At 36.7% G+C, this 18,256-nt stretch carries 8 protein-coding genes; all 8 read left to right on the forward strand.

The annotated features are described in order from the left end of the window. Positions 1–35: 35 nt before the first annotated feature. The 8 genes from PEDSA_RS18650 (at position 36) to PEDSA_RS18685 (ending at position 18,018) form a co-directional block, all read left to right on the forward strand. Entirely contained in the window at positions 36–4,424 is a 4,389-nt protein-coding gene (locus tag PEDSA_RS18650) for a hybrid sensor histidine kinase/response regulator transcription factor (RefSeq protein WP_169311998.1), read from the forward strand. Positions 4,425–4,955: 531 nt separating this feature from the next. Beyond that, a complete protein-coding gene (locus PEDSA_RS18655) occupies positions 4,956–8,210 on the forward strand; it encodes a SusC/RagA family TonB-linked outer membrane protein (RefSeq protein ID WP_013634727.1) in 3,255 nt (1,084 codons plus the stop codon). A 21-nt stretch (positions 8,211–8,231) separates the two neighbouring features. After that, entirely contained in the window at positions 8,232–10,058 is a 1,827-nt protein-coding gene (locus PEDSA_RS18660) for a RagB/SusD family nutrient uptake outer membrane protein (RefSeq protein ID WP_013634728.1), read from the forward strand. Positions 10,059–10,065: 7 nt separating this feature from the next. After that, positions 10,066–11,412: a pectate lyase gene (locus PEDSA_RS18665; protein ID WP_013634729.1), complete on the forward strand. Its 1,347-nt coding sequence runs from the start codon at positions 10,066–10,068 to the stop codon at positions 11,410–11,412. A gap of 87 nt (positions 11,413–11,499) precedes the next feature. Beyond that, complete coding sequence (locus PEDSA_RS18670) at positions 11,500–13,629, forward strand: hypothetical protein (RefSeq protein WP_013634730.1); 2,130 nt, start codon at positions 11,500–11,502, stop codon at positions 13,627–13,629. Between the two features lie 180 nt (positions 13,630–13,809). Beyond that, positions 13,810–14,967, forward strand: a complete 1,158-nt coding sequence (locus tag PEDSA_RS18675) for a glycoside hydrolase family 88/105 protein (protein ID WP_148233558.1) — start codon at positions 13,810–13,812, stop codon at positions 14,965–14,967. Positions 14,968–15,017: 50 nt separating this feature from the next. Then, the gene (locus tag PEDSA_RS18680; protein WP_013634732.1) at positions 15,018–16,682 is read left to right on the forward strand and encodes a glycoside hydrolase family 28 protein; all 1,665 of its coding nucleotides are present in this window, start codon (positions 15,018–15,020) and stop codon (positions 16,680–16,682) included. 43 nt (positions 16,683–16,725) lie between these two features. Continuing rightward, complete coding sequence (locus PEDSA_RS18685; protein ID WP_013634733.1) at positions 16,726–18,018, forward strand: glycoside hydrolase family 88/105 protein; 1,293 nt, start codon at positions 16,726–16,728, stop codon at positions 18,016–18,018. The last annotated feature ends 238 nt before the right edge of the window (positions 18,019–18,256 follow it).

The following is an 18,256-nucleotide window of genomic DNA, read 5'->3' on the forward strand; positions in this document are numbered from 1 at the left end:
GACATTATAAACCTAGATCAGTGAGGATGAAAAAAATGAAATCATATTGTATTGCAATAATTGTATTGCTTGTATGTGTTTCTCAGGTTAAAGGTACATTGCTGGAACCTAAGTTCCGGCATTATTCAACGGAACACGGTTTATCACATGATGGAGTATTATGTATCAAGGAAGATTCGGAGGGCTTTATTTGGTTAGGTACCTGGGATGGTATTAACAGATATGATGGAAATAATTTTAAAACTTATAAAGCCAGACCGGGAGACAATTCGTTTTTAAAGAACAATAAAATCCGTGATATTATTGAAGATAAGATTGGCTATTTATGGGTAAAAACTTATGACAGGAAAGTTTACCGGTTCGACAAAGCTCGCGAGGAGTTTTTGCCAGTTATAAAATCCAATAAAGGAGAAAGTCTGGAGCATATTTTTATTGATAAAGTCATCCCTGTTTCTAACGGAGATGTCTGGTTGACAACGGAAGATAACGGGGTGTTATGTGTCTTGGACAAAGGGAATGGAGACATAGATGTTGTAAATTATAATTCAGAAAAGAGTTTTTTTGGAAACAGTAATGTCAATTTTATATATGAGGATCAACAGCATAGAGTTTGGTTCGGCACAAAAAACGGATTGATATGCCTGGTAAAAAATGGAAAAAAATATGTTTCTTATCTCGCTCCCAAAACAAGGTCTTACGGAAGTAATTTGAATTTTACCAAAGTGTCCTCCAATTCCAATGGTAAACTATTCTTTTCTACTTCGAATGGATTTTTGGTAGAGTATAATCCTGAATTCAAAGCTTTCTATGCTAAAAAGGTTGTAGATGCGGATATATTGGATATACTGGTTTCAAAAACAGGAAATGTTTACTTAACAGCTAGGAAACAAGGGTTAATTATTTACAATCATATAAAATCCAGTTTCCGATATGAACATGATGGGGGGAATACATATTATTGGATATATGAAGACAGAACAGGCAATATTTGGCTGGAACCAGAAAAAGCGGGAGTAGTTCTATATAAACCATCTACTCAATCATTTTACCCGTTTGTCCATAACAAAGAGGATAATTTACCCTACGTCGCGAAAAGCAGGCAAGGCAATGATAAAAGCTTTAATGTTTTCGAAGATGCTAATAATTTGTTATGGGTTTGTCTGAAAGGTGGAGGCTTTGGCTATTATGACAAAAATGCGAATAAGCTAAACTATTTCTACAATAACCCGGAAGAGAAAAATAAACTTTTTACCAATAACATCGTAACGGCTTATTCAGACAAGAGAGGTGTGTTGTGGTTTTGTACAAGAAACGGAGGAATAAATAAAGTAGTTTTTTCACCAAATAACTTCGAATACAAACAGCTGACCAAGAACCCATCGAATAAGTTTGAGAATGAAGTCAGGGCCTTATTCCAGGATTCGGATGATAAAATATGGATAACGAACAAACTAGGCGGGTTATCGGTTTATAAAGGTGAGAAAATAGAAGTAGTGGATGAAAATCAAAATCTGGGTAGCATATATTGTATAACGGAAGACAGAAACAAGAATATCTGGATAGGAACAAAAGGTCAGGGCTTGTTGAAATTACAGCCCAAAAATGAAAGCAGAACAAAATATAAGGTCTCTAGATATACAAATGAACCTGGTGATTTAACCAGTCTAAGTAATAACCAGATTTATAGTGTTGTCGAGGATCAGACCGGACAATTGTGGATAGGAACTTTTGGAGGTGGCATAAATTTGCTTATTGAAGAAAGAGGCCGGGTTAAGTTTAAAAACATCAATAACTCTTTTAAGAATTATCCAAAACACACATTTAATGTTATCCGGCATATTATACAGGGACCGGACAAAAATATCTGGTTAGCAACCACCGATGGGATTTTGCGTTTTAATCCTAATGAAAATCCTGATTATTCAAAGTTTAGGCCAACGGTTAAAATTCCCGGAGATAAGAATAGTCTTGGAAACAACGATGTTCAATACCTGTATCAATCAAGTGACAACGAAGTTTGGGCAGGTACTTTTGGAGGTGGTTTAAATAGGGTGATTAATGATCCTAAGACTTTAAATGATGAATTAAAATTTAAAGTATATACCAAGGAACAAGGTTTGCCTAATGATATTATTTTAAGTCTCGTTGAAGATAATAACAAAAACTTATGGATTGCCACAGAAAATGGTGTATCCAGACTAGATATAAAAAATGAACTTTTTAGAAATTACGATACTTATGATGGATTGCCAAGGACGGGTTTATCGGAAGCGGCATGTTTTAGATCAAATAAGGGCGAAATTTACTTTGGATGCACAAACGGTTATATCTCATTTTATCCTGATAAGATAGTAAATGAGCAATTCCCGGCTAATATTGCTTTTACAGGTATCCAATTGTATAATAAAGATATCGATATCAAAGAGCCTTCATCTCCCTTGAAATCATCTATTAACTATGCAGATAATATTATATTGAATTATAATCAGGATGTTTTAACATTTGAATATTCAGTTCTTGATTACCGGGTGCCAAATAACGTTTCATATGCTTATATTTTAGAGGGATATGATAAGAATTGGCATTTTGTAAAAAATCAAAGAAAAGCGACATATACAAAAATCCCTCCCGGAAGCTACACCTTCAGAGTAAAAACAGTTAACAATTATTATTTCGAAAACTCACCTGAAAAGAGTATATCCATCAAAGTAAACAACCCCTGGTGGTTAAGTGGCTGGGCATTGCTGTGTTATATATTTTTGTCAATAATTTTTCTGGAAATCGCTAGGAGGATCGTTTTTACAATGATCAGGTTAAAGAATAAAGTTGTAGTAGAAGAGCGAATGACTGAATTAAAAATGCAGTTTTTTACCAATATTTCTCATGAATTGAGGACTCCCTTAACGCTTATAGTAAATCCGCTTCTTAAGTTAAAAAAAACAGAAAGTCTGTCAGACAAAGGTATTAAGTACCTAGAAGTAGCCAATAAAAATGCAGACCGAATGATCAGGTTTGTCAATCAGTTACTTGATTTTCGGAAAATCCAGACGCAGAATTTAAAGCTTAGAATAGAAAAAGTAGAATTAATAGGATTTATGTCAGGATTGCTTGGGCATTTTGTGGATATTCTGGAAGAAAAGGAAATAGCTTTAAAATTAAGTTCATCGGCTGAAGAGATTTTTGTATGGTGTGACAGAGACAAAATGGACATTGTCTTTTTCAATATTATTTCTAATGCTATAAAGTTCACTCCTAAAGGCAAAAAGATCTTTGTGAAATTGGAAAAAAGAGAGGGAAAGGTGTCCGTTCAAATTATTGATGAAGGAATAGGAATAAATATGGATAAAATTGAAGATATCTTTAAACTTTACTATGCCGGAGATAATCAACAGGATAAGGCGTTTAAAGGGACTGGTATAGGGCTCGCAATTTCTAAAGAGATTGTTAGCCTTCATAGGGGAGTTATAAAAGCAAGTAAGAACACAGACCAGGGCATGACTTTTACTATCGAGCTTTTAGAGGGGAATTTACATTTTGATACTAATGACCTATTGGATGAAAATAAATGGTCCAAGCCAGATGCAAAGCAAATAATTTATGACAGATCTTCATTAAAAGTAGAGGAAACTGATAAAGAACAAAGCAAAGACCAGCTGCCGAAATTGCTTCTGGTAGAGGATAATATGGAGTTACGATCCTTTATGGTTGATCAATTTAAAGACACATATAATATAGGTGAGGCAGAAAATGGTAAAGAGGGATATTTAAAAGCGATTGAATTAGTTCCGGATGCAATTATATCCGACGTTATGATGCCGGAAATGGACGGTATACAAATGCTTGAGAAAATAAAAAATGACGTAGTAACCAGTCATATCCCGATAATCTTATTAACGGCCAAATCAACTATCGAAGATCAAATAAAGGGGTTGTCTTACGGAGCCGATTTCTATGTTACTAAGCCTTTCCACGCAGATTATATTAAATATTTATTGGAGAATCTTTTAAAAAGCCGCCAACAGGTGGTCGCTAATATTTTAGATAAACCTACGGTTTTAAAATTAGAGCCAAGTGAAGTAGTCATAACTTCTAAAGATGAAGCCTTTTTAAGAAATGTTATTCAGGTGGTGGAAGAGAAAATGTCTGATCAGGAATTTAATATAGAAACGGTAGCAAATTCTATGGCTATGGGAAGAACTACTTTCTATAAAAAACTGAAGAGTTTAACCAATATGACCCCTGTAGAATTTGTTAGAGATATTAGATTGAAAAGAGGCAGACAATTATTAGCTACCGGAGAATTGACAGTCAGTGAAATTGCTTACCAAATAGGATTTAACAGCTCCGGATATTTTAGTACATGCTTTAAGGAAAAGTATAATATATCTCCATCCGATTATTTAAAAAATGAACACACCGGTTAGTATTTTCAATATCATTAAATATATTTTATCTAAATAGAACAGTGTCTAAAATTGAAATAATTGTGTTAATTTTTAAAACAGAATCTTAGTTACTTATATTAAGTTTGATGTATTATATAGTCAACATCCCTGTTGAATGTAAATTAATTGGTTTTTAAGTGAGTCAGATACGTCTTTGTACTGACTCATTTTTTTACTATGAGACTGGCTTTTAATAATAATGGCTTTTAGTATTTATTACTTTCCAGAAAAAACAGTCTTCATACACATCTACGATATATTATTAAGCCATGTTGTCAATTTTTAAAGGTTTTTCGTCAATTTTTAGAAGCAAAAGAATCACTACAGCTATAAGTTTGTGTAACCAAGTTAAAGCTTGGAACCTATTAAAAAAGATAATAGTTAAATAATACCTGGCAAAGCGAGTATGAAAAGATGATAGAAAATTAAAGCAAAAAATAACAGTATTAAGTTAACCATTATAACAAAGCCGTACCATAAGGTATTTTATTATAGTAACCTAAATTAATTATGAAAGAAGAACTAAAAAAAATCTCATTGAGATTGCCTCTGTTTTTGTTATTTCTTTGTTGGTGTACGCAGTCATTATTTGCGCAAAATACAAGAAAAATAACTGGAACTGTTGTAGAAGCTAATGGAGAACCGCTTATTGGAGTTTCCGTTAAAGTAACAGGAGAAAAGCAAGGTGTTATGACAGATGTTCAAGGTCATTTTTCTCTAAATGTAAAGCCAGATGCTATTATAGAGATTAGTTATATAGGGTATGAACCGCAAAAAATTAATACTGCGGATAAGACTTCCTTTAACATTGTAATGAAAGAAAATACGGACTTGCTGAATGAAGTTGTAGTTATAGGCTACGGAGTAGCAAGGAAGAAAGATCTAACGGGCTCTAGCGCTTCTATCAAAGGCTCGGATATTGCAAATATACCCGTAACAACCGCCGCTCAGGCCATTACAGGTAAAATAGCCGGGGTAAATGTTGTAACGCAAAGTGGCGCACCTGGTGCAGATATTAATATTCTGGTACGCGGGGGGACGTCCATTACACAAAGTACAAAGCCACTTTATATAGTAGATGGCTTTCAGATGGACGATGCGCTTCGCAATATTGATATTAATGATATCGAATCTATCGATGTAATGAAAGATGCATCTGCAACAGCGATTTACGGAGCCAGAGGTGCAAATGGTATCATTTTAATCACGACAAAATCAGGCAAAGCAGGAAAGACTACTGTTAACTACAACACTTATTACAGTTTCGAAAAACTGGGTAAAAAATTAGATATGTTAGGAGTAGAAGACTATGTGAAATATCAGTATGAGTATCAGATATTAAGAGGGCAGGAGAACAACTTTGCCTCCTATTTTGGAGGTAACGTAACTGATCCAAACTTTTTTACAGGAGCTTACGCTCGTATTGCGCAAGATTACGGAAATCGAGAGGGAATAGATTGGCAGGGTTTGATGTTCGGAAGTACAGCAATCATGCAAAACCATAATGTTTCTGTATCCGGTGGGACAGAAAGAACAAAAGTTTTAGTGAATTATAATTTTACCGGGCAAGACGGTGTTTTAGCTAAAACAGGATATCAGAAAAACAGCCTTCGTTTAAAGATTAATCATGAATTGTACAAGGGAGTTCGATTTGATGCCAATGTAGGATTAAACAGCAGTAACATAGAGGGCGGAGGTTCTTTAGGTGGACGACTAAAAATGGCGCTATTGCAACCGCCAACAGGAGGAGTAAGATTTACAAACGAACAAATGATTGGATCGGATATTCGCGATCAAATGTTGGTATATGATAGCCAATACGATATCTCTAATCCTATCATTACTAACGATGCAATTAATCAAACAAGATATACCAGACAGCCTACAGTGAATGCTGCTTTGGAAATAGACATTCCATGGGTGAAAGATTTAACATTCCGTACCGCAGGTAGTTATTTCTGGCAACAGGTTCGTAGTGATTACTTCGATGACGGACGCACGTCCGCGGCTAAAGAAAAGCAAGGACCTTATGGAAGCAGAAATAATAATGAGAAATTGACAAAACAGATTGCCAATACTTTAACATACAAAAAGACTCTGGCAAACGCGCATAATTTTAATGTTATGCTAGGCCAGGAGACTTGGTATACAGAAAGTATGAAATTGGATAATGACTATCTTAAATTTCCGCAGGATAATTTCGGGTTAAATAATACCTCGATGGCAGGGCAGCAAATAACGGAGTCCGGTCAGGGGAAAGAAGGGATCGTTTCAGTTTTTGGTCGCTTAATGTACAACTACAGAGATAAATATTTACTTACGGCAACTGTACGCGGCGATGGATCGTCTAAGTTTGCTCAGGGGAATCAATGGGGTACATTATCTTCTGCATCGGCTGGATGGCGCGTTTCAGAAGAAGATTTTATGAAAGATCTTACTTTTATTAATAGCTTAAAAGTACGTGGAGGTTACGGTATTACAGGGAATAGTAATATTGACGACAACATGTATGTTACACAGTATCAGGGGGGCAGATATTGGGTTGGGCAGTCAGAAATACCCGCTTTGGTACCTCAAGGTACGTTAGGGAATCCAAATTTAGTTTGGGAAAGAACTCAATCTACTAACCTGGGACTGGATTTGTCTTTATTCAAAAGCCGTTTCAATTTAACATTTGACGTATACAATAATCTTTCTGATAACTTACTGATTAAAAACGGAATTGCGAAATCTTCGGGATATAATGATCAGTTTCAGAATATAGCATCTATCCAAAATAGAGGTTTAGAGTTTATAATTAATACTGTGAATGTAAAAGCAGGTAGTTTCGTATGGAGGACAGATTTAAATATGTCTTTTAATAAATCTAAGGTGAAAAAACTATACGGAGACGTGGGTAAATATATGATCACCAGTGTAGATAGCCGTATGGAATTTATAGTTCGTGAAGGGGAGTCTCTCGGCCAATTTTATGGGTTTAAATATGGGGGGCTTTACACAACCGATGATTTTAACCAAAATCCGGATGGATCGTATTCTCTTAAAGCAGGTGTACCTCGTAAAGGTGGCTTGAATGCAACTCAGGTTGCAGGGATAAAACCCGGAGATATCAAATTTATCCCTGTTACAGGGCAAACAGACAGTAATGGAAATCCTATTTGGAGTGAGCAGGACAGAACTGTATTGGGAAGTGCTGAGCCTAAATTCTTTGGCGGTTTAAATAATACGTTTGCTTATAAAGGTTTTGATCTAAGCGTATTCATGAACTTTAGTTATGGAAACGAGGTATTTAATATGAATACACAACGCTTCGTTGGACCTTATTATCCAAATCAGAATGCCACTGCGATTATGACAAACCGTTTCACCCTAATTGATCCGGTTACCGGAAAAGAAACAAAAGACTTAAATCGTTTAGCAGCACTTAATCCTAATCAATTTAGCAGCGACGCTATCTGGAGTCTTAATTCTACTAATAAAGAACCTGCGGCTGTAGAAAAGACGGATTATAATCTGGAAGATGGTTCTTTTCTCCGTATTAATAACATCACGTTAGGTTATACATTACCGACACAGCTAACGAAGAAAGTACATATCAATAATTTAAGAGTGTTCTGTACGGCAAACAACGTCCATACTTTTACAAAGTATAGTGGTTATGATCCCGAAGTATCGGCTTCTGATAGAATATTGACCAGAGGTATTGATAACTCGGCATATCCTAGAACACGCAGTTTTGTAGCAGGATTAAACCTAACATTTTAATTAACTCTAAGAATTGAAAACATGAAAAAGATCATCAATATACTTTCATTTTGTGGCGTTCTATTATTTTTTAGCTCTTGTCAAAAATGGTTAGATATGCCATCCGAATCGAAGTTTGACACTAATACCACTTTTGAAAATGCCAGTAAAGCTGAAATGGCTGTATTGGGAGCGTATAGTGCTGCTATAAATCAGGAAATGTATTACCAGCTTCTGTCGGGAACAGACGAGTGTATGGCCACAGAAAATAATAATAGTAAAGAGATTTTCGCTCGTTATGCCTACGATGCTACCAATACGGTTAACAGTACATATACTGCGATGTATTCAGCTGCAGAAAGGGCAAACAGCTGTATAAAAGGAATTTCAGCACTGATGTCTAAAAGTTCCGAAGCTGATAAAAAATCTATTGAAAGACTTTTGGGAGAAGCTTACGCCATTCGCGCCTACGCCTACTTTAATATCGTACGTTTTTGGGGCGATGTTCCTTTTTCGACAATTCCAACAATGGATGCTACCACTTTTACCTTACCTCGTACAGACAGAGATGTGATATATGATCAATGTGTATCAGATCTTCAAAAAGCAACCGAGTTAATTCCATGGAAAAAAGAAGCAGGTATACCATCAGAACGCATATCCAAGCAAGCGGCCTACGGTTTATTGGCTCGCGTGTCGCTTCATGCAGCAGGATATTCATTACGTTGGAATTTGGATACTTATGATCCGGGATCTGTGAAATTAAGCAAAAGAGCAGATGCAGCGCGTGTTAGAGATCTGTATACAATAGCAAAAGATGCATGCAATGCAGTGATAGGAAGAAAAGAGAACAGCTTGCTGGCTAATTATGATAAACTATGGAGAGACCTGATGACGAAAAACTATAATGATGAGTCTATCTGGGAGTTTGGGATGTACGGACCAAATCATCCGGATGTGCGCCTGGCTTATACTTCCGGTATTTCTACACCTACAGGCTGTATTTATAGCAAATCAGCTCCACAGATTGCCGCTATGCCGACACTTTATTTTGACTATGAGGATGGAGATCAACGCCGCGATGTAACGTTGTGTAATTATGAAATACTAAATGCAGCAGGAACAGCTTCTATGAATGCTTATCCAGGCAGAACAATAGGGAAATATCGTGTTACCTGGAAAAAGGACCGCGGTTCAAGTGATTCAAGAAGAGATGTAAATGCACCTATATTACGTTATGCTGATATTTTATTGATGTATGCAGAGGCAGAGAGTGAGTTGAATGGTGTGACAACTAGTGCAAAAGAAGCATTCGAGAAAGTAAGGTTAAGAGCATTTAAAAATGACGCAAGCAAAATAGGTATAACGCCAACGGATCCAAAAGATTTCTTAAATGCAATTATTAAAGAACGCAAATTAGAACTGGCTTTTGAAGGGGTCAGAAGAACAGACCTTGTTCGTTGGGGTGTACAGTACGAGACCTTAATGACTGAAAAGAGCAAGCTGTTGGATATGGCTAATCATACAGGGAAATATGTAAATATACCAAGGTTTGCGGCTTACAAGCGCTTTAATATGACAACTTTCGAAGAACCAACTATAGGATTATCAGCATATAAAACATATTTGACCGAGCCGGATCAAGTAGAAAAAGGTTTACTTCAAACCGGAGGTTATACGTTGGTAAATCTGTACGGAACTAATGGTGGCGCAATGTTTAATAATAACGAATTGAAGGCTGATGCCGTATGGGTAACCCGTTTCTTTGATGGTTTAACAAAAAATAAAACGGAATTATTGCCGCTAAGCAATACCATGATGAATGAAAACCCCGAATTAAGAAATCAACAACATCCGTTATATAGATAGTACCAGAATGAAAATATTTCAGAAAGCAGTTAAGGTTAAAATATTACTCATATGCTGTTTGTTGGCTTGCTATTTTAGTCCTGCGGTAGCACAGGTTCTTGCTTTTCCAACTGCTGAAGGATACGGTAAATTCACTGCTGGAGGCCGTGGTGGCAAAGTTTACACTGTAACCAATCTTAATGATTCCGGAGAAGGGAGCCTTAGGCAAGCGATTGAACAAAAGGGAGCCAGGATTGTCGTATTTGCCGTAGATGGTACTATTGATTTAAAATCTAAGCTAATTATTAGTAATGACAGTATAACTATTGCCGGGCAAAGTGCGCCTGGTGATGGTATATGTTTAAAAGGTTACCCACTATTTGTTAAAGCAAACAATGTAATTATACGCTATATCCGCTCTAGAATGGGTGATCTGCATGCTGTAGAAGATGACGCTATTGGAGCACTTCGGGTTAGAGATCTTATCATCGATCATTGCTCGGCATCCTGGTCTGTAGATGAATGCATGTCTGTGTATAACTCGACGAATGTAACGGTGCAGTGGTGTATAATTAGTCATAGCTTATCCAAATCTGCACATTCTAAAGGGGCACATGGTTTTGGGGGGATATGGGGAGGTTGCGGAGCGACATTCCACCATAATTTAATAGCTCATAACAGTAGCCGTAATCCCCGCTTTGCTTCTGATGGTTGTAATCCGGTAGATTTTAGAAATAATGTCGTATACAATTGGGGATATAAATCTGCTTATGGCGGTGGTCGTGGAAACAAAGTGAACTTTGTAGCTAATTATTACAAACCCGGACCTGCTACTTCAGAAGATAAGAAAGCATGGCTTTTAGACCCGGCTGAAGATGGAACTGGAGCCTATTACCTGATGGATAACATTATGGAAGGAAGTGAAGAAGTCACAACAGATAATTGGAAAGGTATAGGCAAAGAAAAGAGAGAAAAAGCGAATGAACCTTTTCCGTCCATTCCTATTCATCAGGAATCTGCTTTATCGGCTTATCATAATGTGTTAGAAAAGGCAGGGGCTAGTTTTCGTAGGGACAGCTATGACAAGAGAGTTGTTGAAGAGGTACGTACTGGAACAGCAAAAGGAGGAGAAACCTATGGTGGCGGAAATAAAGGGATTATTGATTCGCAAAATGCTGTTGGAGGATGGCCCGAGTTAAAGAGAGGGATTTATCTAAAAGATAGCGATGGAGATGGAATACCTGATGCCTGGGAAATTAAGCATGGACTTAATCCAAAATCTGCTAAAGACGGCTCAGCATATAACTTAAGTAAAGACTATACGAATGTAGAAGTGTATCTGAATTCGTTTGTTGATCATCTTAAGGACAAATAATGTTTAGAAGAAAGATGGGCGCCTTTTGAGAGCGTTTCTCTTTATAAATAGTAGATATAATTTAAAAAAATTCGAATAGTAAATAATATGAGAAAAAGTTTTTTGATTGCTCTGCCAGTACTTCTGTTTCTTGCTTGTGGGACAAAAAAGGTTGATAAAATAGATCGCAATAGCCTGGTGGAAAGAAACAATCCACATGTTACAACATTGGACAGCTTAGCATCGCTTTCTGTAGGAAACGGAAATTTTGCTTTTACCGTAGATGCGACAGGTTTGCAAACTTTTCCAGAAGCGTATGCTAATGGAATACCGCTTGGCACTCAGTCGCAATGGGGCTGGCATAGTTTTTCAAATCCAAATCATTACAAATTTGAAGAAACGTTGAAAGAGTATGATTTTAGAGGAAGAAAGGAATTATACTCTGTACAATTTAACGAGCCGGGCAGACATAAAGAAGCTGCCGATTGGTATCGTGTTAATCCGCACCGTTTGCATTTAGGAAATATTGGTTTTGAGATTATAAATGAAAATGGCGCACTTGTACCAGCTAATGATATACAATCAATAGATCAAACGCTTGACCTTTGGCAAGGTATTATTAAAAGCAAATTTCAGGTTAATTCAAGCCCGGTTGCTGTTGAAACTTCATGTGATCCGAAATCAGATCAAATAGGTGTTAGAGTAAACAGTCCTTTGATGACAACAGGTCAACTGAAAATAAACTTTAGATTTTCATATCCTACAGGAAATCATTCCGATGATGCTTGTGATAGAACTGTGCCTGATAAGCATAAAACAACTATTTTATCTCAAGATACCCATTCGGTAATATTCAAGAGAGAACTGGACTCTACGGTATATTATGTAACTGTGAAATGGGAGGGTAAAGCAACGGTAACAGAAAAAGAGGCTCATTATTTTACACTTAATCCGGAAGAAGAGAATCTGGCCTTTACCTGCGAGTTCACAAAAGAAAAACCATTGGAACAAGCTCAATCTGTAGCACAAACCTTTGATGCATCTTCTACGTATTGGCAAAATTTTTGGGAACGTGGCGGAGCAGTTGATTTTTCGAAGGCAACCGATAGCAGAGCTAAAGAGTTGGAAAGAAGAGTCGTTCTTTCACAATATTTAATGGCTATTCAATCAGCAGGTATGTATCCGCCACAGGAGACAGGTTTGACATATAATAGTTGGTTTGGTAAATTCCATTTGGAAATGCATTGGTGGCATGCTGTGCATTTTGCTTTATGGAATCGCATTGATTTATTAGAGCGTAGCATGGATTGGTATACACAAGCTTATCCAATAGCTAAATCAATTGCAAAACGACAGGGGTATGATGGCGCAAGATGGATGAAAATGACAGATCCTTCCGGAGTAGAATCCCCTTCAAAAGTAGGGTCTTTTTTGATCTGGCAACAGCCGCATTTTATTTATATGGCCGAGTTGATTTATAGAAATAACCCATCTGATGAAGTTATTAAAAAATATGGTTTTCTGGTAGAAGAAACAGCGAAATTTATGGCTTCTTTTGCTGATTACGACCAATTGGAAGGACGTTATGTTCTCAAAGGAATCATCGCAGCACAGGAAACTTTAAGAGCTTCAGAAACAATAAACCCGCCTTTTGAAATTTCTTATTGGCATTATGCAATGGGAGTTGCGCAAAAATGGAGAGAAAGGGCCGGACAAAAACGTAATCTGGAATGGGATGAACTGATAGATAAATTATCTCCTTTAGCGTCAAAAGATGGTTTGTACCTGGCTTCTGAAAATGCTGTAGATACTTATATTGATATCCGTTATACCTCGGATCACCCTGCTGTTCTCGGGGCATTAGGAATCTTACCGGAGAACAAACTGGTAAGAAAAGATTACATGACAAATACATTGAATTGGGTTCTTGATCATTGGAACTGGGGTAAAACCTGGGGTTGGGACTATCCAATGACAGCGATGTGCGCCGCTAGATTAAATGAACCTGCTAAAGCGGTTGATGCTTTACTGATGGATAAGCGAACCAATACTTATTTGGTGAATGGACATAATTATCAGGATTCCAGACTGAGAGTTTATTTGCCGGGTAACGGTGGTTTATTAACTGCTGTAGCTATGATGTGTGCTGGTTGGGATGGTAATAAAATAGAAACGCCGGGTTTCCCTAAAGATGGAACATGGGATGTCAGGTGGGACGGATTAAAACCAATGCCTTAACGAAATAATGAAGCTGTTTAAAAAGGTTCTCGAATACTAAAAAACGCGTCATTGCGAGGAAGTATGACGAAGCAATCTGCGTTTTTGGTATCATTAGATTGCTTCGTTACCTCGCAATGACGATGATGTTTGGCTTTTTAGACAGCTTCATTCATATTAGCTAGAACCGAAATTAAGCCGATGATGAAAAAGATATTCTTATTAGTTGTTTCCTTATTAAATATACAGATTGCATTTGCACAGAAAGTTGGGATGTTATTTGCCGATTCGGAGATGAAGCGATTTCCTGAAGCCTGGCAGTTAGATCATGGAAAGCGACTATATTTTGGTTATTCACAGGGAGTTGGTTGTATGGCCATGTTACAGGTTTGGAAAGAGACTAAAAACCAAAAATACTTTGATTATGTTGAAAAGTGGGCTGATACAATAATCAATAACAATGGAGAAATCCATTTATACAAAGTAGAAACTTATAATGTAGATTATATTAATCCTGGGAAGATATTATTTGACCTTTATAAAGAAACTGGCAAAGAAAAATATAAACTCGCGATGGATTTATTGGTAAATCAACTTAAAAATCATCCGAGAACATTAGAAGGTGTTTTTTGGCATAAACTGATATATCCTCACCAGATCTGGCTTGACGGGTTATACATGGCCGACCCTTTTCTGGCGCAATATGCCTTCACCTTTAGTCAGCCCGAATGGATAGACGATGTAATTAATCAGTTTTTGGTAACAGCTAAAAGAACTTATGATTTTAAAACCGGGCTTTATTACCATGCTTACGACGAAAGTCGCCAACAATTATGGGCCAATAAAATAACTGGTCACTCTCCAAACTTTTGGGGAAGAAGTATTGGTTGGTGGTATATGGCCTTGGTTGATGTGCTTGATTTTATTCCAAAAAATCATCCAAGAAGAGCAGATCTAATCAAAATTGTACAAGATTTAGCAGATACTTTACCAAAATATCAGGATAAAAACGGATTGTGGTATCAGGTTCTGGATAAACCAGAATATCCGGGAAATTATCATGAAGCTTCTGTCTCTTCTATGTTTATGTATGGGTATGCTAAAGCTGTTAAAAAGGGATATTTAGATAAAAAGTATTTGGCAATAGCGGAAAAAGCCTGTCAGGGCATTATGAAAGATCTGATTGTGAAAAATCCTGACGGTACACTTACGTTGACAAAATGTTGCGCCGTTGCCGGATTGGGCGGGCATCCTTACCGCGACGGAAGTATAGCTTATTATGTTAATGAACGTGTTAGGGATAATGACTCTAAAGCGACAGGCCCATTTATTATGGGATGTTTATATCTTGGAAAATGATAAGCCCACACTTTTATACCATAAATAATAATCCTTTAAAACTTGATTACATGAAGAAGATATTATTGTTAGCATTAACGTTTTTTATCGCTGGCGGAATATATGCGAAAGATCGCTATGACTATCTGTATGACAATTTACCGTTTAGTATGCCGAAGCTGGCAATTCCAAATTTTCCGGATAATAAGGTGAAAATAACTGATTTCGGAGGAATAGGCGATGGGATCTATTTAAATACACAGGCGTTTAGTAAGGCCATTGATGCACTTTCTGCAAAAGGAGGTGGAATGCTGACAGTACCTGCAGGAATATGGCTAACTGGTCCTATCCAGTTTAAAAGTAATATCAACCTACATTTAGAAGACAGAGCGATTATCTTGTTTTCGCCTGATAAAAACCTGTATCCTATCGTAGAAACGTCTTTCGAAGGATTGGATACCAGGCGTTGCCAATCTCCTATTTGGGGTAAAAATCTAACAAATATTGCTATTACAGGAAGTGGAGCAATTGATGGTAACGGACAATTTTGGAGACCTTTGAAAAAGCAGAAAGTAACAGAAAGTTTTTGGAAAAAGACGGTATCAGGTGGTGGTGTATTTAAGCGCAGTGATTATTGGATGCCCTCTGCACAATATTTACATGGCGACACCATTAGCGATATGAACGTTCCAAGGCATTTTAAAACTGATGAAGAATGGCAGTCGGTACGCGATTTTTTACGTCCTGTTATGGTAAGTTTCAGAGAATGTAAAAATGTGTATCTCCAGGGAGTGATTTTTCAGAACTCCCCCGCATGGAATATTCATCCATTAATGTGTGAAAATGTTATTATAGACGGAATTCAGGTACGCAATCCGTCTTATGCACAAAACGGTGATGGTCTGGATCTGGAATCCTGCAAGAATGTAATTGTGGTGAATAGTTCTTTTGATGTTGGAGACGATGGAATTTGCTTAAAATCCGGAAAAAATGAGGATGGCAGGAAAAGAGGGATGCCATGTGAAAATGTGATTGTAGATAATTGTACCGTTTTCAAAGGGCATGGAGGCTTTGTGGTAGGGAGTGAAATGTCCGGCGGGGTTAGAAATATCTCTGTAACAAATTGCCAGTTCTTAGGAACTGACGTTGGTTTGCGTTTTAAAAGCAACAGAGGGAGAGGGGGCGTGGTAGAAAATATTTTTATATCTAATATCAGTATGATTGATATTGCGACCGAACCACTGCATTTCAATTTATACTATGGAGGGAAATCTGCGGTAGAAGAATTGGAAGATGGGACGAAGATTGTACGTCAGGAAAAACTCCCTCCTGTAGATGAAACCACTCCAACATTTAAAAATATAACTATAAAAAATGTTTACTGTAGCGAAGCAAATAAGGCTATGTATTTTTATGGATTACCAGAGCATAATATTAAAAACCTTCAGATAGAAAACTTTGTAGTTCACTCCAATCAGGGAGCAGATATACAGGAATCAGAGAATATATCTTTGAAAGATATTACCATTTATGCTAAAAAAGGAGCAGCCATAAATTTTGGAAACGTTAAAAATGTAACTCTGGATAATTTAAAAACTGACACTAACTTGAATACGATAATTTCAATATCAGGGAATAAGACAGACAAAATATTAATAAACACATTTTACAAGCTCGAACAGATAAAAATTTCCAAAGAAATTTCCGCTAGTAAGGTTAAAATCCAGAAAAAATAGAAAGTACTTCGTTAAATTAAAAGTTATAACTAACCAAAAAATAATGAAAAAAGTATTCTTGTTAATGATTGTTTCTACTCTGGTTAGCAGAGAACTATTTGCTCAGGCAACGCTTAAGGTGGATGAACTGGCAACTACAATTGCTAATCGTATTATTTCAGAAACACCACATACTTTCATAAATAAACAGACAAAACAAACTTACACAAGTCTGAAAAATGTTCCGTTTACAATGGATATGAAAGTAAGTAGTAAATACAATGATTGGCATTACACAAACGGTGTATTGCAAATTGCGATGTTAGAATTAAGCGAGCTATTAAAAGATGAGAAATATGCGGCGTATGTAGATGAAAATATGCAATTCGTTTTTCAAAAAGACAATCTTGATTATTTCAAAAGGCAATTTAATGAGGCATATAAGCAAAGTGGTTGGCGGGGCGTTCGCAATTTATCGTGGCACATGATATCCAGAAATAAACGTCTGGATGATAATGGACCTATGGGGGCTAGCTTAATCGATTTGTATATGAAAAAGCCCAATAAGTCATATTTAGAATATATCAATACAACCGAACAGCATTTGATGGTAGCCGAGCCAAGATTGAAAGACGGAACCATTGCCCGTATCTGGCCTCATGAAAATACCATATGGGCAGATGATCTTTTTATGGCACTTTCCTTTTTATCGCGTATGGGTAAAATGACCGGAAATATGAAGTACTTTGACGATGCCGCAAATCAGATACTCAACTATCACAAATATTTATGGCATCCCGGCAAGGAAATATACTATCATTGTTTTCATACAGATGTTAAAGAACATGGTGTTGCACATTGGTCCCGGGCAAATGGGTGGATGCTTATGGCAAAAGCCGATTTATTAACTGTACTTCCTAAAGACCATCCTAAAAGAGTGGCATTAATAGAAAACTACAATGCCCAGATAAAAGGAATTCTTCAATATCAGGGAAAAAGCGGATTGTGGTATCAGGTATTAGATAAAACAGATTCGTATGAAGAGATTACCGGAACAGCCATGTTCGTTTTTGGTATCGCAAGAGGTGTAAGAGAAGGCTGGATCAATAAAGATTATATCTATGCCGCAGAACAAGGGTTGAAAGGTATGAATACAAAAATGACTGACAAGGGGGATATTACCAGCATATGTGTCGGGACAGGAATTATGCCTTCATTAACATTCTATTACAATCGTCCTACTCAGGAAAACGATCCTATGGGCGAAGGTCCGGTATTGCGGGCATTGGTAGAAATGGCTAAGGCCAAAAGATACACGGAAATCTCTGCCGATGACCAGTACGATAAAATTAAATAGAATTAATAATATCTGTTTTCCTTGTTAATTATTTATAAAAGTTGATTGATTATCAAAAACTTATTGATACCAAAAATTGGAATGAATTCACCAAATTTTGGAAGCCATTTCTATAAGTTAAAATTAAGTTTGATATATCTTTTATAAATCAACAGCCCTGTTGAATATGAGTAAATTGGTTTTTGTGAGTCAGTATTATTTCTGGCTCACACTTCTCACGAATATTCTAAGGGTTTTA

Source organism: Pseudopedobacter saltans DSM 12145, from assembly GCF_000190735.1.
Classification (GTDB): domain Bacteria; phylum Bacteroidota; class Bacteroidia; order Sphingobacteriales; family Sphingobacteriaceae; genus Pseudopedobacter; species Pseudopedobacter saltans.

Excerpts from the sequence above, each read along its gene's own strand:
- PEDSA_RS18680 (WP_013634732.1), top strand. The coding sequence starts at position 15,018 with ATGAAGAAGATATTATTGTTAGCATTAACGTTTTTTATCGCTGGCGGA.
- PEDSA_RS18660 (WP_013634728.1), top strand. The coding sequence starts at position 8,232 with ATGAAAAAGATCATCAATATACTTTCATTTTGTGGCGTTCTATTATTT.
- PEDSA_RS18650 (WP_169311998.1), top strand. The coding sequence starts at position 36 with ATGAAATCATATTGTATTGCAATAATTGTATTGCTTGTATGTGTTTCT.
- PEDSA_RS18675 (WP_148233558.1), top strand. The coding sequence starts at position 13,810 with ATGATGAAAAAGATATTCTTATTAGTTGTTTCCTTATTAAATATACAG.
- PEDSA_RS18665 (WP_013634729.1), top strand. The coding sequence starts at position 10,066 with ATGAAAATATTTCAGAAAGCAGTTAAGGTTAAAATATTACTCATATGC.
- PEDSA_RS18685 (WP_013634733.1), top strand. The coding sequence starts at position 16,726 with ATGAAAAAAGTATTCTTGTTAATGATTGTTTCTACTCTGGTTAGCAGA.
- PEDSA_RS18655 (WP_013634727.1), top strand. The coding sequence starts at position 4,956 with ATGAAAGAAGAACTAAAAAAAATCTCATTGAGATTGCCTCTGTTTTTG.
- PEDSA_RS18670 (WP_013634730.1), top strand. The coding sequence starts at position 11,500 with ATGAGAAAAAGTTTTTTGATTGCTCTGCCAGTACTTCTGTTTCTTGCT.